General features: G+C 41.2%; 16 protein-coding genes. 5 read left to right on the forward strand and 11 right to left on the reverse strand.

Annotated elements, in window-relative coordinates:
* Positions 1-3: 3 nt before the first annotated feature.
* A complete protein-coding gene (locus tag NZ848_RS02220; protein ID WP_259014174.1) occupies positions 4-1,512 on the forward strand; it encodes an McrB family protein in 1,509 nt (502 codons plus the stop codon).
* Between the two features lie 22 nt (positions 1,513-1,534).
* On the opposite strand, the gene NZ848_RS02225 is transcribed toward NZ848_RS02220, so the two are convergent.
* The gene (locus NZ848_RS02225; RefSeq protein ID WP_259014175.1) at positions 1,535-2,623 is read right to left on the reverse strand and encodes an o-succinylbenzoate synthase; all 1,089 of its coding nucleotides are present in this window, start codon (positions 2,621-2,623) and stop codon (positions 1,535-1,537) included.
* Positions 2,624-2,744: 121 nt separating this feature from the next.
* Here NZ848_RS02225 and lpxK point away from each other — a divergent pair, with 121 nt between their 5' ends.
* Positions 2,745-3,794 (forward strand): tetraacyldisaccharide 4'-kinase, encoded by a 1,050-nt coding sequence (gene lpxK / locus NZ848_RS02230; protein ID WP_259014176.1) that lies wholly within the window; start codon positions 2,745-2,747, stop codon positions 3,792-3,794.
* On the opposite strand, the gene NZ848_RS02235 is transcribed toward lpxK, so the two are convergent.
* Positions 3,775-4,392 (reverse strand): hypothetical protein, encoded by a 618-nt coding sequence (locus tag NZ848_RS02235; protein WP_259014177.1) that lies wholly within the window; start codon positions 4,390-4,392, stop codon positions 3,775-3,777. The genes lpxK and NZ848_RS02235 overlap by 20 nt on opposite strands.
* A gap of 166 nt (positions 4,393-4,558) precedes the next feature.
* Here NZ848_RS02235 and queG point away from each other — a divergent pair, with 166 nt between their 5' ends.
* Positions 4,559-5,497, forward strand: a complete 939-nt coding sequence (queG, locus tag NZ848_RS02240; protein WP_259014178.1) for a tRNA epoxyqueuosine(34) reductase QueG — start codon at positions 4,559-4,561, stop codon at positions 5,495-5,497.
* 7 nt (positions 5,498-5,504) lie between these two features.
* Here queG and NZ848_RS02245 read toward each other — a convergent pair whose 3' ends face one another.
* From NZ848_RS02245 to NZ848_RS02265, 5 genes are all read right to left on the reverse strand, one after another.
* Positions 5,505-6,128, reverse strand: a complete 624-nt coding sequence (locus NZ848_RS02245; protein WP_259014179.1) for an ABC transporter ATP-binding protein — start codon at positions 6,126-6,128, stop codon at positions 5,505-5,507.
* On the reverse strand, positions 6,118-6,918 hold the full coding sequence (lpxA, locus tag NZ848_RS02250; RefSeq protein WP_101727571.1) for an acyl-ACP--UDP-N-acetylglucosamine O-acyltransferase: 801 nt from the start codon (positions 6,916-6,918) through the stop codon (positions 6,118-6,120). Before lpxA ends, NZ848_RS02245 begins: the two co-directional genes overlap by 11 nt.
* Before the next feature lie 58 nt (positions 6,919-6,976).
* Entirely contained in the window at positions 6,977-8,368 is a 1,392-nt protein-coding gene (locus tag NZ848_RS02255; RefSeq protein WP_253533682.1) for a bifunctional UDP-3-O-[3-hydroxymyristoyl] N-acetylglucosamine deacetylase/3-hydroxyacyl-ACP dehydratase, read from the reverse strand.
* A 32-nt stretch (positions 8,369-8,400) separates the two neighbouring features.
* On the reverse strand, positions 8,401-9,459 hold the full coding sequence (gene lpxD, locus NZ848_RS02260; protein WP_259014180.1) for a UDP-3-O-(3-hydroxymyristoyl)glucosamine N-acyltransferase: 1,059 nt from the start codon (positions 9,457-9,459) through the stop codon (positions 8,401-8,403).
* 132 nt (positions 9,460-9,591) lie between these two features.
* Positions 9,592-10,827 (reverse strand): HD domain-containing protein, encoded by a 1,236-nt coding sequence (locus tag NZ848_RS02265; protein ID WP_390890859.1) that lies wholly within the window; start codon positions 10,825-10,827, stop codon positions 9,592-9,594.
* A 410-nt stretch (positions 10,828-11,237) separates the two neighbouring features.
* On the opposite strand from NZ848_RS02265, the gene NZ848_RS02270 reads away from it, so the two are divergent.
* The gene (locus NZ848_RS02270; protein WP_390890850.1) at positions 11,238-12,596 is read left to right on the forward strand and encodes a vanadium-dependent haloperoxidase; all 1,359 of its coding nucleotides are present in this window, start codon (positions 11,238-11,240) and stop codon (positions 12,594-12,596) included.
* 62 nt (positions 12,597-12,658) lie between these two features.
* Here the strand turns inward: NZ848_RS02270 and tsaD are convergent, their stop codons facing one another.
* Positions 12,659-13,657 (reverse strand): tRNA (adenosine(37)-N6)-threonylcarbamoyltransferase complex transferase subunit TsaD, encoded by a 999-nt coding sequence (tsaD, locus tag NZ848_RS02275; RefSeq protein WP_259014181.1) that lies wholly within the window; start codon positions 13,655-13,657, stop codon positions 12,659-12,661.
* An 85-nt stretch (positions 13,658-13,742) separates the two neighbouring features.
* On the opposite strand from tsaD, the gene NZ848_RS02280 reads away from it, so the two are divergent.
* The gene (locus NZ848_RS02280) at positions 13,743-18,341 is read left to right on the forward strand and encodes a translocation/assembly module TamB domain-containing protein (RefSeq protein ID WP_259014182.1); all 4,599 of its coding nucleotides are present in this window, start codon (positions 13,743-13,745) and stop codon (positions 18,339-18,341) included.
* Here NZ848_RS02280 and NZ848_RS02285 read toward each other — a convergent pair.
* From NZ848_RS02285 to NZ848_RS02295, 3 genes are all read right to left on the reverse strand, one after another.
* Positions 18,338-19,654: a porin gene (locus NZ848_RS02285; protein WP_259014183.1), complete on the reverse strand. Its 1,317-nt coding sequence runs from the start codon at positions 19,652-19,654 to the stop codon at positions 18,338-18,340. The two genes, NZ848_RS02280 and NZ848_RS02285, sit on opposite strands and share 4 nt — an antisense overlap.
* Before the next feature lie 131 nt (positions 19,655-19,785).
* Positions 19,786-21,201, reverse strand: a complete 1,416-nt coding sequence (locus tag NZ848_RS02290; protein ID WP_259014184.1) for an inorganic phosphate transporter — start codon at positions 21,199-21,201, stop codon at positions 19,786-19,788.
* 134 nt (positions 21,202-21,335) lie between these two features.
* On the reverse strand, positions 21,336-24,515 hold the full coding sequence (locus NZ848_RS02295) for a PAS domain S-box protein (protein WP_259014185.1): 3,180 nt from the start codon (positions 24,513-24,515) through the stop codon (positions 21,336-21,338).
* Between the last annotated feature and the right edge of the window lie 44 nt (positions 24,516-24,559).

Below are 24,559 nucleotides of genomic sequence, written 5' to 3' on the forward strand. Positions count from 1 at the left end.
AATATGAGCACAGCTGGGTCTAATAAAGAGCTTCTTGTTGAGAAACTACGTGAAATTGATAATAAAGAGGCGTCTTTATGGTTTTTTGTGCTTTTAAAAGAGCTGATAGAAGTAACCAATGTAGGCATAGACGACCCCAGAATAGTTTTTTCTGTCAGAAAAGACAAAGCAATTTCGGCCAATATCAATAACTATGTGGCTTTGGATTTCAGACGCAAAAAGGGCTTATGGTATGATATTATACTCTGTAAACGCCATGAACAACTATTTGCCAGGTACGATACCATTGAATTATCGCCCCTTAATAACCCCGATTATCTATATGCCCATATACCTTTTGAACAAAAGCATATCATTGAAGACATCAAGATAAGAAGTGCCTGGCATGAGTGTCTGGAAGAACTGAAAGCCACGGCCATTTCAAGCGCACGTAAAGAGCGGCACAATCAGTACATCTACCAGATAGCAGAAAATGAAAATTTAAGAAACGAGCTTTTCTGGGAAATTGGCACCTCTGATACCACCTCTGAAATAACTGATAAGAACCCGCTGCTGTTGAACGAAACAGAAGTAAATTATGCGCCAAAGCTGAATATACCACCAAATTTGGTTTTTTATGGCCCCCCGGGCACAGGTAAAACATTTGAAGCAAGAAACATTGCGGGCAGAGCCCCTGCTCAGTTCATAGCATTTCATCAGTCGTACAGTTATGAAGAGTTCATAGAAGGTTTAAGACCCATTGCACGGGGCGGACAGGTATATTATGAGGTAGTAAAGGGCATTTTTTATAAGGCCTGCCTGGAAGCATTAAAAATGGCGGGATATTCCGGCTTTGAAGCCTGTATGAAGGATACCAGAGAAAACCGCGCCGGAAGATTCGAAAAAGCCGGAAGCTATGTGCTGATTATTGATGAATTGAACCGGGCGAATTTATCAAAGGTATTTGGTGAACTGATAACCCTGATAGAACCAGATAAGCGGCTGGGCGCCGAAAATGAACTATCACTGGTGTTGTCTTACTCGCAGGAGACGTTTGGAGTGCCTGGTAATCTGCACATTATAGGCACTATGAATACGGCCGACCGCTCTATTGCTTTGCTGGATCTGGCTTTACGTCGCCGGTTTGAGTTTAAGGAATTAATGCCGAAGCCCTTTTTGCTGAAGACCATAGAGGATATTGACTTAAGCAGGTTACTGGAAATAATTAACCAGAGGATAGCGTTTTTGCTCGACAGAAATCATACCTTAGGCCATGCTTATTTTTTAGGAGTAGATACTGCTGATGAATTAGCAGGTGTGTTTCATAAAAAGGTTATTCCGTTATTACAAGAGTACTTTTATAACGATTGGGAGAAGATACGCCTGATTCTTGGGTCAGGGGTTATTTTAAGAGAGACCATAAAAACCAAAGGTATTTTTGGCACTAATCTAGATAATTTTGATCACGAAACTTACAGATACCTGGTAAATCAGGAGCTGACAGCAGAAAGTCTGAAACAGATATACCAATAATAAATGGCACACTGCCCAAGCTTTATAAGCCAATGGTGCTCAAATCCCAGGCTTTGGTTGTGTCAAACCTTAAGTTTCCGTTTTCAACAATCAGTGGGCTGTCAACATTATTATGGTACAATGCGCCTGTTCCCAAACCCTGTGGTAGCGTGTTTTTATACTCGGCAGTAAACTGTGCTATGGCATTCAAGCCGATATTAGATTCTAATGCAGAGGTTACCCACCAGCCAATTTGTAGTCTGGTGGCAATTTCAATCCATTCGCGGCAGTGTTGCAGGCCTCCCAACAGGGTGGGTTTTAAAATAATATACTGAGGCTTTATTTTTTTCAGCAACTGCATTTTATGTACGTATTCACTTACACCAATCAGTTCTTCATCAAGGGCAACAGGTACTGGGCTTTTTTCAATTAAAGCAGCCATTGCCTCTGGTTGTCCTGCTTTAATGGGTTGTTCTATGCTATGCAGCTGGTAGGTACCTAAACGAGCTAGTTTGAGTGCTGCTTCAGCCACACTAAAAGCTCCGTTGGCATCAACCCGCAGGCTAATTTGCCCGACCGTAAATTTTTCTCTTATAAAAGCCAGAATACTTAGTTCATCTTCAAAATTAATAGCTCCAATTTTTAACTTTAAAGTATCAAATCCGCCATTTAGTTTTTCTTCAACCTGCTGCAACATAAACCCTTTACTACCCATCCAGATAAGACCATTGATAGGTATAGCTCTTTTGCCAGCCGAAAAATCATTTTCAAAAATAATTCTTCGGCCGCCATTCATTACATCAAGCAGGGCGGTTTCGAATCCGAATTTTACAGATGGATAAGCATCATCAATAAGCTGAGAAAGAATAATATTCAGATTCCAGGGGAAAATCTCCAGGTCTAGGCTGTCAAAAGTAACGCAGGTGTTATGAATCACCTCTTCCAGATTGGGCACATGGTCTATGCTCAGCCCTTGTAGAGGCGCAATTTCACCCACACCGAAAACCCCCGGATTTTCAGTATCTTCGATTTTTAAATAGTACGTTTCTTTTTCTGTGTAAACACCGCGTGAAGTTCCGGCTTCGAACTTGAATTTCAATAAGTGTTTAGACCATTTAGCTTTCAGCCCCATTGAAAAATGCTTAATTTTGGCAAAAGTACAGAAAGTTTTATTTTTTACTCTACAGATTACCCGTTTTGTGCCTTATTCTTATTAAGCGATATTAAAAGCACAAGCACTATAAGAATTTTACATGCAAACCACCCTTTTACAAATATTGCTTTTTCCGTTAAGTGTCGTAATGGCCTGTATTATTGGTGTTCGCAACTGGCTGTATGATAAACAGATTCTGAAAAGCACCAGGCCGGATGTATTTACCATCAATGTAGGGAATCTGAATCTGGGCGGCACAGGCAAAACCCCCCATGTAGAGTATCTGGTACAACTCCTGGCAGACAAATACAAGCTAAGTATACTTAGCAGAGGGTATAAACGCTCTACCAAAGGCTATGTGATGGCTGATGAAAACGCCACGGCCTCAACGATAGGCGATGAACCGATGCAGTATTACCTGAAATTCAGCCATAAAATCAGAGTAGTGGTTTGTGAAGACCGGGTAACAGGCGTGAATCAGATTCAGTATCAATGGCCTGATAATGAGCTGGTTATTTTAGATGATGCTTTTCAGCACCGCAAAATTGCTCCGCACTTGAATCTGCTTTTATGCGATTATAACCGCCCGTTTTTTAAAGATTTTATGGTGCCAACCGGTTTGCTGCGCGATATACGCCAAAGTGCCCGAAGAGCAGATGCCGTAATTGTAACCAAATGCCCGGATGATATTATACATAAAACAAAAGAAGATATAATTAATGGCATTGCTAAATATGCAGGTGCCGATAAACTGGTATTTTTTTCAGGTATCCGCTATAAAACGGTGGCATCTTATGCAGGCAAAAGTGTTTTTAATGCCCAGGTTCCGGTAACACTTGTAACCGCTATTGCCAGGCCTGAAGTACTGGTGAAACATTTAAAACTGCATGGTTTTGTTATTGAACAGACTTTTGAGTACCCGGACCATTTTGCGTTTTCCGGAAAAGAAATTTCTAAAATAATTGATAATAGCCGGCCTCGGCAAATTGTAACCACCGAGAAAGACATGGTAAAAATAAAGCCCTTGCTGAGCGGGCAAGAGCTTGATAGATTTTTTTATGTACCCATTGAGGTGGTTATCTCAGATGCAGAAACATTTAATGAACTAATATTGGCTAAAGTAAAAGGTTTTATCTCAAAAAGTATCTGAAACCTAAGCCTAAACCCGGGCTGCCGTTTGCCCCCATACCCACGTTTACTAATTTGGTTTTTTCAGACCACGTGTAGCCTGCATTAAGGCTAACCAATGAGGTAGAACCTTCAATAGCAAATTTTTCGTTCAGTAGATAAATAATCCCTGGTCCGGCACTAAGGTACAGGTTTATGTTGCCAGGGGTGCCAGAAAGTCCTTCTGAATGAACATGGAACTGATACACCAGACTGCCGCCATAATTGACCGAAACTCCAAGTTTTTCTGATAACATTTTGTAATTTGTGAAAGATATTCCGGCAGCAACAGCATGTGAATATAGAGTATGGAACTCACTCGTTGCATATTGTCTGTGTCTGCCAATTCCAAGGTTATAGCCTAACGAATAATTAACGGCGAAATTATCTTTAATAAATTTAGTTAAAGACGGTGTTAAACCCAGATTTACAGTGTTACTCTCTACAGTGCCATTATTTTTTAGCTGAGTGAGATTAAAACCAAAATTACCACCAATAAAACGTGTGCCTTTTGGAATTACCTGACCAAAAGCTGTGATTGATAAGAATGAAAACAAAGTAATAATGCAGACCTTTTTCATAGTTAGAATTTTCTTGTAATAAATTGATTAATAAGAAGTAAAAATAGTGTTTATATTCAAAAGTTTTAGAACTCTGGCCAGATTGTTATTTTGCGGTACAGTGTAAAGCGTACTTTAAAACATGCCTTTTAAAATCTTTCAGCCAGTTTAACTCTATATTTGCGGTATGTTTCAATCGTACGCTGTAAAATATGCCAATCTGATTAAGACCAAAGCCACAGAATTGGGCTTTGATTTTTGTGGCATATCTAAAGCTGAGTTTCTGGAAGAAGAAGCCCCGCGCCTTGAGGCCTGGCTCAATAAGAACTACCATGGTAAAATGGCCTATATGGCCAATCATTTTGATAAACGATTAGACCCCCGTAAGCTGGTTGATGGCGCAAAATCTGTAATTACACTAATTCTGAATTATTATCCGGAGCAAACCCTGCCTGAATCTGCCTCTGACCTTAAATTGTCGAAATACGCTTATGGAACCGATTATCATTTTGTAATGAAAGACAAACTGAAAGATTTAGTAGAGGCAATAGCTGATGAAATAGGGGAAGTAAATGGCAGAGTGTTTGTTGATTCGGCACCGGTGATGGATAAAGTTTGGGCCAAAAAGAGTGGGGTAGGCTGGGTAGGTAAACACACCAACCTGATAAACTGCGAAATTGGCAGTTTTTTCTTTATCGGTGAGATTATCTGTGATTTGGAACTGGAACCAGATGGCCCTATAAAAGATTACTGTGGCACCTGCACGCGTTGTATAGACGCCTGCCCAACCGATGCAATTACCGAACCTTACGTGGTTGATGGCAGTAAATGTATCAGCTATTTTACAATAGAGCTGAAAGAAGCTATTCCGGAAGAGATGAAAGGGAAGTTTAATAACTGGATGTTTGGCTGCGACATTTGCCAGGACGTATGCCCCTGGAACTCCTTTGCACGGCCTCACAAAACGGCACAGTTTGAGATGAATCCACAGTTAAAAGAATTTACCAGAAAAGACTGGGAAGAAATTACCGGAGAACTGTTTCAGGAAATCTTCAGGCGGTCAGCCGTCAAACGCACCAAACTGGAAGGGCTCCGAAGAAATATTGCTTTTCTTAAAGAGGACTAAAGATTCTTCATTTTAATTTATAATCTCTTATGTCTATTATATTCTTGCAGAATGGGTATTCCTGTGGCTGGTTTGAGCAGATAATCAGCAGGCGGTTTTGGGTATGCTGTTCTACCTGGCTCAAATACCATCCTGAAGCCTGCGCATCCAGATTGGATGTCGGTTCGTCGAGCATTATAACCGGGCAATCAGAATAAAAAGCAAGCCCGAGTTTCAGTCTTTGCTTCATGCCTGACGAGAAATTTTTGATTGATTTATCTTTGTGATGAGCCAGCTGAATCAACTCAAGAAACTGAACAGGAGAAATGTTGTTTTTAAGCGGCTTGAATTTGATATGGAAGTCTACCATTTCAAGCAGGGTAAATTCTTCAATCAATTCAAGGTAAGGAGCAGCAATGGTTATTTTCTTATAAAACTCTTCTATACTTAAAACCTTTCCGTTTTCAATATAGGCAAGCTGGCCTTCAGACTGTGGCAGAGAACCTGCAATTACTTGTAAAAGAGTGGATTTTCCGCTTCCATTGGGCCCGACAAACGTATAACTCTCGTTACTCGAGAAGGTCAGGTTAGTGTTACGAAAAATCCATTCGTTTCTATATTTCTTGCCTATATTAGCCAGCTCAATTTTCACTATCCAAGGCTTTTTTTAACGGGCTTTTGATGATTCCTCTTTCAGAATTAGAAATAAAATTCAATATTTCGTCACGTTCCGGTGTAGCAGGAAACTCAAGCTCAACCTGTGTTACAGCTTCATTATTATTTAAACCTTTCAGATAAATATAACGATAGATGTCCTGTATTTCTGCTATTTTCTCATCTGAATGCCCTCTGCGGCGCAAACCTACCGAGTTGATACCCGCGTAAGAAAGCGGCTCACGGGCTGCCTTGATATAAGGCGGAACATCTTTTCTGATTTGTGAACAGCCACCAATATAAGTATGCTTGCCTATTTTAACAAATTGTTGCACGGCAGACATCCCACCTATATTGGCATAGTCTCCCACGGTAATATGGCCTGCCAATTGCACACAGTTGGCCAGAATTACATTGTTGCCAACAATACAATCGTGGGCTATATGTGTATAAGCCATTATCAGGCAGTTAGAGCCAATTTCAGTGCGATACTTGTCTACGGTACCCCTGTTTACGGTAACACATTCTCTGATAGTGGTATTGTCGCCTATAATTGTTACGGTTTGTTCTCCTTTAAATTTTAGGTCCTGCGGAACAGCAGAAATAACTGCTCCCGGAAAAATACGGCAATTTTTGCCGATTCGGGCACCCTCCATAATAATGGCGTGCGAGCCTATCCATGTCCCTTCTCCAATCTCAACGTCTTTATTAATTACAGCAAATGGTTCTACAACTACATTATGTGCAATTTTGGCGTCTGGGTGTATGAATGCTAATGGTTGATTCATAATTGTTTGATTATTGCTTTAGAATGTTTTGCTTCATAAGACTGGTATCCATACCTGCTTATTTAGCTTTTTTAACAAGACGGGCCGTCATGTTTACGTCGCAAACAAGAGTTTTGCCTACCCACGCTTCTCCATGCATTTTTGCTACACCCAGTTTCATGGGGTTTATTAGAGAGCATCTGATAATAAGTGTGTCGCCCGGTAACACATTTCTGTAAAAACGGCAGTTATCTATACTTACCAGATACGGCCAGTACGCTTCTGGGTTTCCGGTAGAGGTAAGAACAAGCACACCACCTGTTTGCGCAATGGCTTCAATCTGAAGCACACCGGGCATAACGGGGTTTTCCGGGAAGTGACCCGTAAACTGCGGCTCGTTCATGGTAATATTTTTGATGCCTACTACGGTTTGGCCGTCCAGGTAAACAATTTTGTCAACCAGTGCAAACGGATAACGGTGTGGCAACAGCTTGGCAATATCATTTACATTAAACACCGGAGGAGTATTAGGGTCATACTGTGGGGCACTTTTGGCCGAGTCAAGCATTTGTTTTTTGATTTTCTTTGCTAACTCTACATTAGGCGTGTGACCCGGGCGGGCGGCCAGAATATGAGCTTTCAACGGGCGACCAACCAATGCCAGGTCTCCCATTACATCTAATAACTTATGTCTTGCAGGTTCATTAGAAAAACGCAGCGGTGTGTCGTTCAGCACGCCGGTTTTGCCTACCTGAATTTTAGGCTTGTTAAGTAGCTTTGATAAATTTTCAACTTCGTCTTCCGACACCTCCTTGTCAACAATCACAACGGCATTGCCAATATCGCCTCCTTTAATTAAGCCTGCTTTAAAAAGGGCTTCCAACTCATGCAAAAATACAAAAGTACGGCAAGGTGCAATTTCGTTCTTGAAAAGCTCGATATTATGTAGCTGCGCATGCTGGCTGTGCAAGATGGCCGAGTTATAATCAACCATTGCCGTCAGGCGGTAGTCATTCAGTGGCAATGCTGCCAGTTCAATACTGCGTTCGTCGTTGCGGTAATGAATAGCCTCGGTAACTTCGTAGTAGTTACGTAAAGAGGGTTGTTCTTCCACACCGGCTTCTTCCAGTAACTCAACAAACTGAATTGCGCTTCCATCAAGAATAGGAATTTCAGGTCCATCAAGCTGAATCAGGACGTTATCAATCTGTAAGCCTACCAGGGCGGCCAGAATATGCTCGGTGGTATGTACGCGTGCACCTTCTTTTTCAAGCACTGTACCTCTTGAGGTATCTACCACATAATCTACATCGGCTTCAATGATTGGTTTATTGTCTAAGTCGATTCTCTGAAACTTATACCCATGATTAATCGGAGCAGGTTGAATGGTCAGCGTTACTTTTTCGCCTGTATGCAAACCTACGCCCGAAATTGAAACTTTCTTTTTTACGGTTTGTTGTTTTACGTTCATTGGCAATATCATATTTTTCGGTGTCAGCTAATCTATACCTCTGTAAAGGCTCCCTCGCTGGTGAGCTCTTCCAAACGTTTTTCAAGTTCTCGTACCTGTTTTTCCAGAACAGGTAGTTTCCTGAAAATAGCTGTTGACCTCAGATAATCGTTAATCTCAAAGGCAGGTACGCCCGAGACTGAAGTATTTTCTTTCTTAAAAGTTCTGTTAATACCAGACTTGGCTCCAATTTTAGTGCCATTCGGGATACTTATATGCCCCACTATACCAACCTGGCCTGCTATAACACAGTTTTCGCCAATAATTGATGACCCCGCTACGCCTGTCTGTGCTGCAATGACGGTATTTTTGCCAACTTCTACATTATGGGCAATCTGCACCAGGTTGTCAATTTTTACACCCTGCCTTAAAATTGTAGACCCCATAGTAGCACAATCAATAGTGGTGTTGGCTCCTATACTTACATTATCTTCTAGAATAACGTTCCCCAATTGCGGAATAGCCCTATACGAACCATCAGGTTGTGGTGCAAAACCAAATCCATCGCTGCCAATTACTACACCTGCGTGCAAAACGCAGTTATTTCCGATTACCGTGTTGCTATACACCTTTGCACCTGCATAGATAATGGTATTGTTGCCCACGGTTACGTTGTCTCCAATATAAACCTGCGGATAAATTTTAACGTTTTTACCTATTTTTGAATTTTTACCTACATAAGCAAAAGCGGCCAGATAAATACCCTCTCCGAGTTCGGCTCCTTCGCCTGTATAAGAGGGTTGTTCTATGCCAATCTTAGAAAAATTCAAAAACTTTTGGTATTCCTCAAGTAGCAGGGTAAATGATGAATAGGGGTTTTCTACAACAATAAGCGTGGCAGAAACACTTTTTTTGGGCTCAAATTCACGGCCAACAATTACAGCTGAGGCATTTGTGGTGTAGATAAACTGCTCATACTTTTGATTCGCAAGGAACGAAATATCACCAGCTTTACCTTCTTCTATTTTTGCTAAATTGTTGATTGTCAGGGATTCATCTCCTTTTACTTCTCCATTTAGCAGATGTGCTATTTGCTTTATTGTAAATTGCATATAATACTTCAGCGAGTTTAAACTTTGCATGAGTTGGAAAATATACCACTTTGTTTTATTAAGTGTCGGCAAAATAATTTTTGTCGAAAATATTCTTAGAATAATGCAAAAATACCTTACAACATAGCAAAATCATTGCAAATATACATTTTTGCCCCAACATACATAGTATTTTTTAACGATGTTGCTCAATGCCTTGATGGTCGGTAAATCAGAGGCATCGGCTATATCAACCACGTCTTTATTTTTGGTGCTGATGTAAATGGTCTCGTCTCCATGAACGTACCCTTTGTTACTTACATCGCCTTCAATAATAAAATAATGTAGCTCATTTTCAGGTATGCCGTTGTTAAGCAGCGACTGTTTTAATGAACTAATGAGTGTGTCGTCTATCGGGTTATTCGAAAGTTTGATTTTAAACAGATTTCGGTTCATCAAATCACGGCAGATGGTTGACAGAACTTTGTCAGAATGAAACTGCCACATTTTTATACAAGCCCAGATGTCGTAATCATCTAATTGTGTAAACGATTGCAAATAGGTATCATTGCTTTCAAATTCCTTTAAGGTAACGTTTTCTTTCAGAAAAACCATAAATGCCGGGTTGGCAAACAGTGTTTCTCCGATACGAATCAGCTCTCTTGCCCTGCTTATAATCTTAATCAGCATGGTTTCGGCGCAGATGGCGGTCTTGTGCAAATACACCTGCCAGTACATTAGCCTGCGGGCATTCAGGAAATTTTCTACGCTCAATACACCTTTTTCTTCTACAACCAGCTTATTGCCTGCTACATTAAGCATTTTTATAATTCTGTCTACACCAATGGTTCCTTCTGCTACGCCTGTAAAAAAACAGTCCCGGTTCAGATAGTCCATTCTGTCCATATCCAGTTGGCTTGAAATCAGCTGGTGGAAAAAATCACGCGCATAGTTGCCTTTAAACATTTGTATAGCCATAGTCAAACGTCCGTCAAACTGTTTATTGAGGCGGTCCATCAGCAGGGCAGAGATTTTTTCATGAGATACATCCTGCAGAATGCAACATTCAAGGACATGAGAAAACGGCCCGTGGCCAATGTCGTGCAGCAGAATGGCTATTTGTGCAGATTCAAACTCGGTTTCAGAAATAATATTTCCTTTAGATTGCAAAACCAGCAGAGCCTCCTGCATGAGGTGCATGGCACCCATGGCATGGTGGAAACGTGTATGCAGGGCACCGGGGTAAACCAACTCTGCCATACCCAGTTGTTTGATACGGCGTAAGCGTTGAAAATAAGGATGCTCAATCAGGTCATAGATTAAGTCAGAATAAATTGTTACAAATCCATAAACCGGGTCATTGAATATCTTTCTTTTATTGGTCGTCATCAAAGAGTATCTGGTATGGCCGCTTCCGATATCGGCATTGGGCGCAAATGTATAAATGAATTTTGTCAGGTTTTCAGACAATCAACATAAACAAGACGTAATTGGTTGTGAAAAGGCTGAAAATGATAATGAAATTTATTATTTATTTTTCAGATAAGTGAAATTGACACCCAAAACCCACCGATTAATTAGACAGGCTAATGGCCTACTAAAGATTAGGTTTTTAAAAATTGTGGGTTTTATACGACTGAAAGCCCGAAATATATGATGTAACCGGAATATCGCTCTGAAATTTTTACTGATTAGCATTTATTATTAAAATGATAAAAATCATCAAATTTTAAAAAGTAATTTTTGTAGATTTGCATTTAATAATTGTGTTTTTTTTAGTTTTAGTTTTTACACTACTCATGATTAAAAAATTATCTCTCATTCTGAGCGCTGCTCTGATGGGCTTGCTGTTTAATGCCTGTAAACCAAAAGGCGATGCAAAAGTCTACAACGCTAAAGCTGCTGATCCTGAGCTTTATCACCAGTCAGTAGAATTGCTTACGGATGTTATTATCCATGACATTTTCAAACCGCCTGTGGCAAGCCGCATTTATGCCTACGCCAATCTGGCCGGGTACGAAGCCATGGTGCCGGGTTTTCCGGAGTATCAGACAATGGGAGGTAGGCTGAAAGGATATAAAGAAGGCCCACAGCCCGAAGCAGGTAAAGAATACTGTTTTCCGCTTGCCAGTACCAAAGCCTTTTTGAAAGTGGCCAGAACGCTTACTTTTTCAGGTAATTTCTTTGATGATTACGAAAAAGGCTTCTTTAAAAAATATGAAGACATGGGTATACCCGAAGATGTGATGCAGCGCTCAATGGCCTATGGCGACAGTGTAGCTGCTCATGTAATGCGTTATTCGGGTGGCGACAAATATAAACAGACCCGCGGTATCAGATTTACTGTAACCAATCAGCCGGGTACCTGGGTGCCTACACCACCGGCCTATGCCGATGCCTGCGAACCCGAATGGAACAAAATTCGTGCTTTTGCGCTTGACTCGTCTGGCCAATACCCGCCACCACCACCGCCCATGTATAATAAAGACAGAAAAAGTGCTTTCTGGAAAGAAACCTTTGAGGTTTATGAGCTTGGCAAAAAACTAACCGAAGAGCAAAAACGCATTGCGTGGTTCTGGGATGATAACCCGTTTGTGATGAACGTAATGGGGCACGTGATGTTTGCCAATAAAAAAATGACGCCCGGAGGCCATTGGCTTGCCATTCACACCACGGTTTCGCGCAAAACAAAGGCCTCTTTCCAGAAAAGTGTTGAGGGGTACATGCTTGCATCAGTGGCACTACTTGATGGCTTTATCAGTTGCTGGAGAGAAAAATACCGCAGCGTAAAAGTTCGCCCAGAGACCGTAATCAATCAGGAACTAGACCCCAAATGGCAGCCATTTTTACAAACACCGCCATTTCCTGAATATACAAGCGGCCATAGCACCATTTCGGCAGCGGCAGCAGAGGTGTTAAGCTTTGTGCATGGAGATAAAGTTGCCTTTACCGATTCTACAGAATATAAGCACGGCCACGGCGTTATGTCGTTTCAGTCGTTCAGAGAAGCCGCACTTATGGCCAGTGTCAGCCGTTTATATGGCGGTATTCACTATTGGTCAGGATGCGACGAAGGCAATAAATGTGGTATAAAAATCGGGCAGCACGTGTTGCAGGTTGCCCAAACCAGAAGAAAAACCAGTGTTGCTGCCAAATAATATAACAAAGACGAGCCTTGTGAAAACGAGGCTCGTCTTTGTTTAAGAGCGCTTAATGTATTTTACCATTCCATACGTGGCAGGGGGCTTACCTCTTGCGACGTAAACTCGCCTTTCTGATACTTAAAATGGGCAGCCATGGCAATCATGCCGGCGTTATCTGTACAGTATTCAAATGCCGGAATATACACCTGCCATTTTTCCTTTTCTCCCATTTCAAGTATCGCTTTTCTAAGTCCTGAATTGGCCGACACCCCACCTGCAATGGCAACTTCTTTAATATTTAGCTCGCGGGCTGCCCTGCGTAGTTTCTGTAAAAGCATTTTTATTAAAGTGTGCTGCACGCTTGCACAAATATCAGCTATGTTTTCTTCAATAAAATCTGGTTTCTTAGCCTGATTTGCCTTTAAAAAGTACAAAATAGAAGTTTTTATACCACTGAATGAAAAATTGTAACCCGGCATTTCAGACAACGGAAACTCAAAAGCATGAGGGTTTCCCTGTTGGGCATATTTGTCAACCAGTGGCCCGCCCGGATACGGCAAACCCAACAATTTGGCGGTTTTGTCAAAGGCTTCTCCAACGGCGTCATCCTGAGTTTCGCCTATTATTTCCATTTGCAGGTAATCTTTCACCAGCACAATCTGGGTGTGGCCACCGCTAACAGTGAGGCACAAAAAAGGAAACGAAGGCGCAGGCTTATCAATAAAATGTGCCAGTACATGCGCCTGAATATGATTAACCTCAATAAGCGGTATATCAAGCCCTAAAGCCATGGCTTTGGCAAACGAAGTGCCTACCAGCAGCGAGCCCAGAAGCCCCGGGCCACGCGTAAAAGCTATAGCATTTAGCTGATTTTTTGTTATATTTGCTTTTTTTAAGGCATTTTCTACCACCGGAAGTATATGCTGCTGGTGAGCGCGCGAGGCCAGCTCGGGTACTACACCGCCAAAACGCTCGTGAATTATCTGGCCGGCAACAATGTTGGAGCAGATTTTACCGTTAGAAATAACAGCTGCTGATGTTTCGTCACAGGACGATTCAATTGCTAGGATATTCAATACTTTAGACAAAATTTTGTGTTTGAAGGTCAAAAAACCTTTTCTGTTACAAAATTACTATAGAGTAATTCACTAATTAATTTATTTGTCAATTATTTTGCGTAAGGCGTTTAAAATACTAGCAAGACTACTACCCAATTTTATTCTCTACTCTTTTCTGGGGATATTGATAATCTTCTACGCCATACAATTACCGGTAGTGCAAACACTTACACTGCAGAGCGCAACTGAGTATCTTTCAAAAAAACTGGGTTCAAAAGTTACTATTGAAAAAGCCAAACTCACCTGGCTTGACGAGATTACCCTTCAGAACATTACTATTTACGACTACAAAAACCGGGAAATGATTTTTGTGAAGGAGCTGTACGTAAATACCAAAACCAACTTTAAATTTGATTGGGATACTTTTCTGGCTTTTGATAATAATCTTGACTACGTGATGGTAATGAGCCCGCGTGTGAAGCTGATTTATGAACAAGACGGCGACCTGAACATTGATAAATGGATTGCCAGAATTGAAGAGCTTACAACACCGCCAAGAGATACCACCAAACCTTATGTAGAACGCAATATCCCGTTTACGATAGACGAGGCTTATATACAGGGTGGAACTTTTACACTTCAGGACCCCGACGAACAGCGGTTTCCTAAAGAAGAGTTTGACTACAACAACTTTACGGTACATGAAGTACAGGGTCTGCTGAAAAACTTTTTTATTCAGGGAGATACCATAAAATTCGGCCTTAAAGACCTAAAGGGGGTTGACCGGCGCAGTAATCTGGAAATTAAAGACCTGAAGACCCGCTTTTTCTACTCGCGTCAGCACATGAGGTTTGATGACCTCTATGCGCGTATCAATAATTCTGTGCTTCGCAGGTCTGTTCATTTCAAGTACATTACCCCCCGCGACTTTCAGGACTTTAATGAAAAAGTAGAAATGACCGGCGACCTCCATGATTGCGAAATAGATGCCCAGGATTTAGCCAGATTTGCACCCGATATGTACGAGTATCATGAAAATTATCTGCTCAATGGTGATTTTAAAGGCACAGTACACAATTTCAGAGTGAATAATTTTAACCTGAAATTCGGAAAGAACAGTTATTTGAACGGCGATATCGCCTTTAAAAATATGCCCGACCTACGGATAGCCGTAATGGATTTAAACTGGCGGCCGTCTCAGATAGATGCGCCCGATGCCCGCCAGTATGCCGGAGACTCAGTATATACCAAACATATTTACAAACTGGGGGTAGTTAACTTTTCTGGTACCTTCAAAGGGCCTTATGACGATTTTTCAACTACGGCCTACATTAAAACCCAGATAGGGTCGGTTTCTGGTAAAATTGCCATGAAGATTCCAGATAACAAAGCATTGGCCACATACACGGGTAACCTTAGAGTTGATAATCTGGACCTCGGCAAATTGGTGAATCAGGAAAAGACCCTGCAGAAAATGTCATTCAACGGTGCAATAAAAGGTAAGGGCCTTACAATTAAAGATGCGCTACTCAATTTTGATGGCAACGTAAAGCATATTGGCTTTAATGGATATGACTTCAAGAATATAGACGTAAACGGCGCCATGAGCCAGTCTTTGTTTGACGGCCGCGTAAGCGTAAAAGACACTAACCTTACCTTTGATGTTACCGGCAGTATTGATTTCAGCAAGGCACTCAACAAGTTCGATATCAACGGTAAGCTTCAGAACGCCAATCTGAAAGCCCTTGGGTATACAGACAACGACGTAAAATTGAAGTCGGAGTTAAATCTTGATTTTCAGGGCAATGAATTAGATAACTGGATAGGCGAGGCGCAGCTTTTGCATACGGTAATGCAATATGATAAGCGATTACTGGGTATCGATTCGGTTTTTGTAACCTCAGCCCTTGAAAACAAGACCAGGCGCATTAGTTTGTTATCAGAGTTTTTTAATATTGATTTATCCGGCAAATTTACTCCGAGCCAGGTTATTAATGATGTGTCGAGGTTTTCTAAAGAGTACATTCAGTACTTTTCAGATACTGAAGCCGGCCGTCTGGCGTATTATTCAAAATTGCCGGGCAAAAACGCCCAACCCAGATACAACCTTTCTTATAAGGTACAATTCAAGCAGTCGCAGCCATTCTTTGCTTATTTTTATCCTGATCTCTACGTGTCGCCTAATACAGATTTAAGCGGAGAAATGAACATCAGAAATACCATTGAGGTGTCTCTTAATGGTAAAATTGATACGCTCAGACACGGAAGTTTTGCCTTGTATAATAACGACCTTGATTTCTTTACATCAAAAGAGATTAATGCTCCGGGCATATTGTCTTCTCTGGTTTTTAATTCACAAAAGCAGAAACTGGGTGGCATGGAGCCAACTGAAAACCTGGAGGTAAATGGCGTTTGGGGGCTTGACAACATCATAAAATTTGATTCTAAAATAAGGCAGCAAAAAAGTACCAACAGGGCACAGGTTTTTGGCGAGCTTAAATTTTTGCCTGAAGGAATTGACCTGGCTTTTGATGCCAGAAATACGCGCCTGGATTTACTTGGCGATGTTTGGGAAATAGACAAAAACAATATTATTAAGTTTGGCGGTGGCGACATTGAGTTTCGTGATGTGGTGGTGTCTAACAAAAAGCAAAGTATATCTGTCTACGGCCTTATTTCATCCGATAGCAGAAAAGAAGCCTACGTAGATATACATGACTTTGATTTACAAACCATTAAGCCCTTGTCTAATATTGACCTGAAAGGTATTTTGAATGGCAAACTGGTAATGACTGATGTATTTGAAGATGCGCTGGTTACCAGTAAATTTGATGTAGATGACCTTATCTATAAAACAAGCCTGATAGGAACAATTGCCGGTGAAGCCCTTTGGGACAATCAGGTACAGAAACTGAACATTATTGGTAATATTATCAGGCTTGATAAGGAGATATTCAGAGTTGCAGGTACCTATGACCCTAAAAATGAGTTAAATTCGCTTAACCTGGAGGCCGGGCTAAATAAGGCCGACCTTGAAATTTCTGAATCATTTGTTGATGATATTTTTTCAGATATTCATGGTTATGCTTCTGGTAAACTGTCTGTCAGAGGAACCCCTCGTGACCCCGTTATACGCGGAAGTATTGACATAGATAAAGGCAGCCTTGTAGTGAATGAACTGAAGGCTCAGGTATATTTTGATGACAAGGTTAATTTTAATGAAGAAGGCTTTGTGGTTGAAAAGGGTTTCAAGGTGCGTGATGCCCTCATCAACGGCAATGAAGCAGAACTGGCCGGAGGTATTTTTAATGGTGGTGGCGGCAATTTTATGCTCGGTTTACATGCTTACATGAGGGGTAGAGACGGTTTCAGAATAATGAATACGGGTATTAAAGATAATGAAGATTTTTATGGAGTTGGCTATGCGGCGGGCGATATGCATATAACCGGAAACTTTAAGCACGTAGCTATTACGGGCAACCTGACAAGCAAACCCGGAACCAGAATTACCATACCGCTTGACGGAGCCACCAGCGTTGACACCGAAACGGATGGTATCAGCTTTGTAAGTAAAAATACAAAGTTACCTAAGGATAAAAACGTCAAGAGTGATTCGGTTATAACCAGCGAGGCTGGAAGTTTAAAGATGGCTTTTAACTTTACCTTTACGCCAGATGCTATATGTGAGGTGATATTTGACCGTAGCAACAAAGATATGCTAACAGCCGTAGGAAGCGGACGCCTGAGCATTGAATACGATACGCGTGGTGGTTTTACAATGACAGGCCCCTATACTATCAAAAGCGGAAAGTACGATTTTAGCTTGCAGAATATATCGAGAGTGAGAAAATTCGATATTGCGGAAGGTAGCTGGATCAGGTGGTCTGGCGACCCCTACGATGCCGATGTAAATATCAATGCCATTGTAACTGCTAATGTTTTATTGCCAGATGGTATCGTGTCGGCAACTACAAACAGTGCTGAATTAAAAACGCCGTATCCGGTAAATGCTTATGTAACCCTGACAGACAAGCTGATGAAGCCGTCTATTAAGTACGACATCAAGTTTGATTTACGTCGGATACCTCTCAACCTGCAGCCGCAGGTAATTGCATTTGAGCAACGCCTCAGGAATGATGAACAGTTGCTTACAAATAACTTTGTAGGCATTACCGCCCTGAACAGGCTCTTCTCTGACAACAGCTTTAAAGATGCGGTTGATTCTCAGCTATTGCTAGACAATGTAAGTAATTTACTTACCAACCAATTGGGTACTATTGCATCAAAACTTGACCCAAATCTTGAAGTCGGGGTTCAGTTAGGCGTGCTGAGCAACGTGCGTCAAAGCCTGTTTAATAACATGCAACTCAATTTTTCATACCGTTTCAGCAACAATCGTCTGAAACTGAGTGTAAATAATACCATACTGCAAAACCAGGAACAAACAGCCAGCAACTACTTTTATGGTGGAGAAGTAGAATGGATGCTTAACGAAGAGGGTAGCTGGCGTTTAAAGGCCTATAGCCGTAATGTACCCAACTATTTTTATAACTTCAACAATAACGTTACTGTTAATGGTGTAAGCCTGCAGCATACGCGTAATTTCAATACTATCTTCAGACGTCGGCCGGCCAGAGTGGTGCCGGTTGGTATCACATCAAAAAAATCCAATCAAGATACCATTACCTTTAAAAGAAATTAAAATCTGTATTGCACGCGGCAGGTAAAATTGTTGTCTTTCAAATCTTCAGTGTAATCTTTCAGATCAGTTTTTTCATTTTTGGGCATTTCATACCAAAGCATCAGTCTGACGTTCTCGTTCAGATAGGTAAGATAACCAAACCCAAAAGTATTGAATCTTATGTCGGCCGCAGAAAAACCAGCGCCTATTTGTGTGTTTTTTACTTTTTTGTTGGGGTCATACCAGTCGTATTTCAGTACAATCTGGTGTTTTTTGCTGCCTAGTTGTTGTAAAAAATAAAAATAGGCACCATCAAAATTACGGATATAAAGCGGTATAGGTTTACCGTTCTCCATTGGTATTACGGCAGGTGTTTCGGTAGTACTTTGCACGGCTGTCTGGGTACCTCTGATATACTCTGCCCTGAACTCCGTTTCACCTCTTCGGTTCGGAATCCTGACTTGTATATCGGCACCATAATAATTTCTGGGTGCAATTTTGCCCAGGTTTGAAGCAGAAGAATCAACTGTAAACTGTTTGGCCGTTCCGTTTATTCTGTAAATTTTGTTGGTAAACTGCTCCATTCCACCAAAAAAACCAGATATACTTCCGCTTACAATCAACTTTGGGGCAAGTTTGTAGTGTTTAAGCGATAACCTGGAAATCAAATCTTTATGATTATCAAAGTCGGCCACGGCAGTTACGCCCTGCCCGTTAAATACGCCTGCATCAAATTTTATATATTTCAGAAAATCGGTTTTGTTTCGGGGTTCAAAGGTTCCCATAAAGCCAAAATCACGTTCAACCCTCATGAGTATCTGAGACATCCTTCCTCTTTCAGGTGATTCCCTGTCTGGCGAGCCGTATCCTACCTCAAAACCGAACGGGCGGGCAAACATACCTGTAGTAAGATAAAAAGAGTTGAATTTATTCTCATAGATACGCCCCCAGAAATCACGGATAAAGATGCCTCTTTCGGTACCATCAAACTGGAAAATAAAATATAGTTTCGGATTATTGAATTTATCATAACGGGCATAGTCGAACCGGATACGGCCACGGCGCATCATATACCTGTTGCTGGCATTAGGTTGGAAATCGCCACCGTTAAAGTTTCTGGCGCCTTTGGTTTGTATCCATTGAAACTGAGGCTGAATGTAACCCCCAATACCAATGTACTCATATTTACGAAATGTAGAAAGAAGTTTGCGGGCAGTGGTAGTATCAATTTCTGTCAGCGAGCCGTGGTCTTGTGCCAATACGGAGGGTACCTGCAAGCCTAAAAACAGGCAGAACAAGCCTGCCTTTAAGAATGGATTCAAATAAAATTTCATATTGGTGTTTGGGCTCAATAATACAATTGAGTACTTAATTAAAATATAAGAATCCGGAGGGAGTACCAACCCCCTCCGGATTCCCGGATTTACCTAAAATCTTTAATTGACTGCAATTACCAGAAAATCTGTTAAAACAACCAGCGGAAAAACAGAAATAATGTTGCAGACAATATAATAGCTACAGGAAGCGTAAGAACCCACGCCAACGCAATGTTTTTGATAGTGCCTGACTGCAGGTTTTTAATACCCTTGCTGGCGACCATTGTACCGGCAATACCAGACGACAACGAATGGGTGGTACTAACAGGTAGTTTAAACCATGAAGCAAGCCCGATAGTTGTAGCTGCAACCAGTTCGGCAGATGCACCCTGTGCATAAGTCAGATGCGATTTGCCGATTTTCTCGCCAACGGTAACAACAATTCTCTTCCAGCCTATCATGGTACCAAGGCCTAACGACATCGATATCATCAGAATAACCCACATTGGGGCATGGTCGGTATATTTTCTGATTCCTTTTTCTTCCTGTACAGCGGCCGCTTTTAATTCTGCTTTGTTGGCGTCACTTAAAATTACGTCGGGGTCGTCAACCAGTTTTTTAGCATTGCCACTAATAGTTAATAATGCTTTACGGGCAGCCAAAGCATTAGCTTTACTTACTTTGTTGCTATCAGCCAGCGATTGAAGAAAACCTACGCTAGTTTTAATCTGGGCTATTCTGCCTTTTTCAATTACTGAGGTCTTGGCGGTATCAATCAGCGCCACTTTGGCCGATATAGTGTCAAGGTCAGGCTTAATCTGTTTAAAATCAATCGTATTATTAATGGCAAAGTAAGCCGGTAATATACCTATCAGAATAAGCATTACCAGACCTATACCTTTTTGCCCGTCGTTACGGCCATGAAAAAAGCTAACGAGTGTACAGGTGGTAATAAGTATGGCTCTTACCCAGAACGGAGGTTCTTCGTTTTTCTTGGGTTCATCAAAAATCTGCTTTCTGATATCTTTATTCAAGGCCCGGCGAAGTGTAAACATCAGGATAACAGCTAAACTGAAACCCACCAATGGCGATAGAAAGAGTGCATAGAATATTTCTTTGGCTTTGTCCCAGTTTACGGCAGCCACGCCTGAGGCGTTATCTGGCAGAAGGGCGTAACCCAGACCTACCCCTAATATAGCGCCAATAAGTGTATGAGAACTGGACGCCGGTATACCAAAATACCAGGTGCCGAAGTTCCAGATAATAGCGCTGAACAGCAACGCCAGTACCATTGCAATACTATGATATACGTTCTGGTCAATCAGTAGCTCAACGGGCAATAGATTTACTATGCTCATACCAACACCAACACCACCGGTTACGACACCAATGAAATTGATTAGTCCAGACCAGACAACGGCCTGTGTTGGCTTAAGTGAATTGGTATAAATAACAGTGGCAACAGCGTTGGCAGTATCATGAAAACCGTTAATAAATTCAAAAGCGCAGGCTGCCAGAAGGCAGAATGAGAGTAGTAGGAAAATGTCGGTTTCTAAGCCAAACATGATTTATTGGGTTTAGTTATAACAGTACGATTATATTGGTGTTTTTTATTTGGTCGCAAAAGTCCGAAAGTTTCCTCCATACCCGAAAAAAACCATGTTAAGAAATTGTAAAGGTTGTAAGGCTGCCGGCTGTATCAGGCAAATTTCACAACCTTGTCGAATAACTCCCGCTGGTTAAACGGTTTGGTTATGTACTCATTCATGCCAATTTTCAGGCATTTTTCTTTTTCACCAACCAACGAGTGGGCCGTCATGGCAATAATGGGGGTTTCATCTTTCAATTCTTCACGAATGGCAACAGTAGCCTGATACCCGTCCATCTCAGGCATCTGGAGGTCCATGAGAATAATATCAAACTTGTGGGTCTTAACCTTTTCTATCGCAATTTTTCCGTTTTGGGCCAGTTCGGCTTCAAAGCCAAACTTTTCAAGTACCCTTAATGCCAGTTTTTGGTTTAAAACATTGTCTTCTACAAGCAATACTTTAATCTCTTTATTGGTTGTCAGTGTGTCGGTGCTATTACCTGGGGCTTGTTCTGGCAAAGCAGCCATTTTTTTGTAAGTAATTAAAAAACCAAAAGTAGAACCCTGGTTCTCTTTACTTTCAACAAAAATATTACCATTCTGAAGTTCTACCAATGATTTTGAGATACTAAGACCAAGGCCGGTTCCTCCAAATTTACGTGTAGTATCTGAATTGGCCTGAGTAAACCGGTCAAATATCATGGATAGCTTATCTTGTGGAATACCAATACCGCTATCGGTAATCTTAAATAATATGGTTACTTCTGTTTCTGTACAATCAGCTTGTTGAACTTCAATATTTACCAGGCCTTCAGAAGTAAATTTTACTGCATTATTAGCCAGATTAAGTAAAATCTGGTTTAGTCTGGTTGGGTCGCCCAATACATTTTCAGGTATTGTTTCGTCTATAGTGCATGTAAGTTCAAGCCCTTTTTCGTTGGCTCTGCCCTGTAAGATACTTTTTACTGTTTTTACGGTATCTTTAATACTGAATGGTACTTCTTCAATAACAATATGGCCTGATTCTATTTTTGACAGGTCCAGGATATCGTTAATGATACCCAGCAGATTCTGTGTTGCGATAATAATATAAGAGAGGTATTCAGACTGTTCTTCTGTCAGCGGGCTGTCTTTCAATAAATTGGCAAAGCCAACAATGGCATTCATCGGAGTCCTTATTTCATGACTCATATTGGCAAGAAACACATCTTTTGCATAGGCATTTTTTTCTGCCTGCACTTTTGATTTGATAAGTTGCTGCTCCATATCAATGCGGTCGGTAATATCAACAGCATTGCCAATAACATACTTTTCGCCTCCCAAGAGTTCAGACAAAATATTGTTATACATCCAGGTTCTCAGGCTGCCGTCTTTATGCTGAACAAGCATTAAGCCCTTGAAGTAGCCCTTTTCATGAATATCACGCAGATATGCTGTTACCCTCTCCGTATATTCCGGCGGTACTAAGTCGTAAAGAGTTTTCTGAAGGATTTCCGGCGCTGAATAACCCAGCAGATAAGCGCCTGCGGGGTTTACCGTAAGAAACTTCCCTTTCAGGTCGTGGGTACACATTAGCCCTTGCGAGTGCTCGAAGAACCCTCTATGTCGCTCTTCACTTAGTTGAAGCAGTCGTTCAGAGTGCTTTTTATCGGTTATATCTTTTGCAATGCCAAGAAAACCTGATATTTCATTTTCCGAGTTTTTGAGCGGTGTCAATGATAATTCCACCGTAATTCTGGCACCATCTTTTCTGATATAGGTCCATTCATTAAAATCTGTTTTCCCGAGGCGGGCTTTGGCAATCAGGGCTTCCCCGGCGCTAGTCAGTTGAATACCTAATTCTTCTGAAACCTTTTGGGCATAAGTTTCAACCTCTTGGTGGTCATGAAATACATCGGCACGCTTTGTACCAATCATTTCGTCAGCGGTATAGCCAAGCATTATTTCTGCACCTTTATTGAAAGTCTTGATAATGCCGTCGTTATGAGTGGTAATAATAGCAATGCCGGAATCGGCATCCATAATGGCTTTCAGCTCCGTATATATTTTATTAAACTCAATATTTATGTGCTTTTCTTTATCAATATCCTGAATAGTACCCAAAATGAAACTGGGCTGGCCGTCTTTATATTCAATGCCGCCCATGGCTCTTATCCATTTTGGGGTTCCATTGGCAGTTATAATTTCTAACTCGGTATCAAAAGACTCGCCTGTATGTATCGCATGATCAATGAGCGCCTCAATATTTGACCTCGTTTGTGGGTCTTTTGAGAAAACTATGCTGTCTTCATAAGTGACAGGAATACCAGGGTTGGTTTCAAGTATCTCCCTTGTAATTTCAGAGAATGTTACGGCTTCGGTTTCAAGATCCAGCTTCCAACTCCCGATTCTGCCAACCCGGTTGGCAGCTTCAAGCAAATTTTTGGTTTCTATCAGTTCTGCTTCAATTTTACGCTGATTGGTGATATCTCTTCCGATAGCGAAATTCTCTTTGGAGTTATTATCTCTGTTGACCGACCAGTTAATTAATCGATAGGTTCCGTCTTGTGCAGAGAACCTGTTATCGAACGAGATAGTCTGGCTGTCATCCGTTAAACTGCTTATGTAGTTTTTGGTACCCTCTATATCATCTGGTTTTAAAAATTCAATAGCTGGTTTAGATTTTAATTCTTCTTCTGTCCAGCCCAGTATTTTGCTAAAAGATGGGTTTACTTTCTTAAAATGTTTGTCTTCACCGGTAATACAGATTAAATCGCTCGATAATTTAAATAGTCTTTCATAATTTTCGAGTTCTGCATTTTTCTTTTTTGAAACAATATGGCTAATGACTTCCTGTGCAAGAATTTCAAGCGCCAGTAATTGATTATCATTTAATTTATTCGGTTTCTGGTCTATCACGCATAAAGACCCCAATGTGAATCCGTTCGGGTCAATCAAGGGGTATCCGGCATAAAACCTGATTTGCGGGTATTCAAGTACCAAAGGGTTATTACGGAAACGATTGTCTTGGGTGGCATCTTCAACCTCCATTACGGTATCACCCAGTATAGTGTACTGGCAAAAAGAAATATCTCTTGGTGTCTCGGGGGCATTAAGTCCGATGTTTGATTTAAACCATTGCCTATTCTCATCAAGAAGGGTAATAATTGAAATCGGAACCCCGCAAATGACTGATGCCAGTTTGGTCAGGCGATCAAACTCTTTTTCGGAGGGCGTATCAAGAATACAATAGCTTTTGAGTGCCTCAAGTCTTTCTTTCTCATTTTGGGGTACGGGTATATCTTTATCCATGTCAATTACAATTCTGCAAAATTTGATTAATAGAGCACGTATTC

The sequence above is a fragment of the Emticicia fluvialis genome (assembly GCF_024793945.1).
GTDB classification, from domain to species: Bacteria; Bacteroidota; Bacteroidia; order Cytophagales; family Spirosomataceae; genus Emticicia; species Emticicia fluvialis.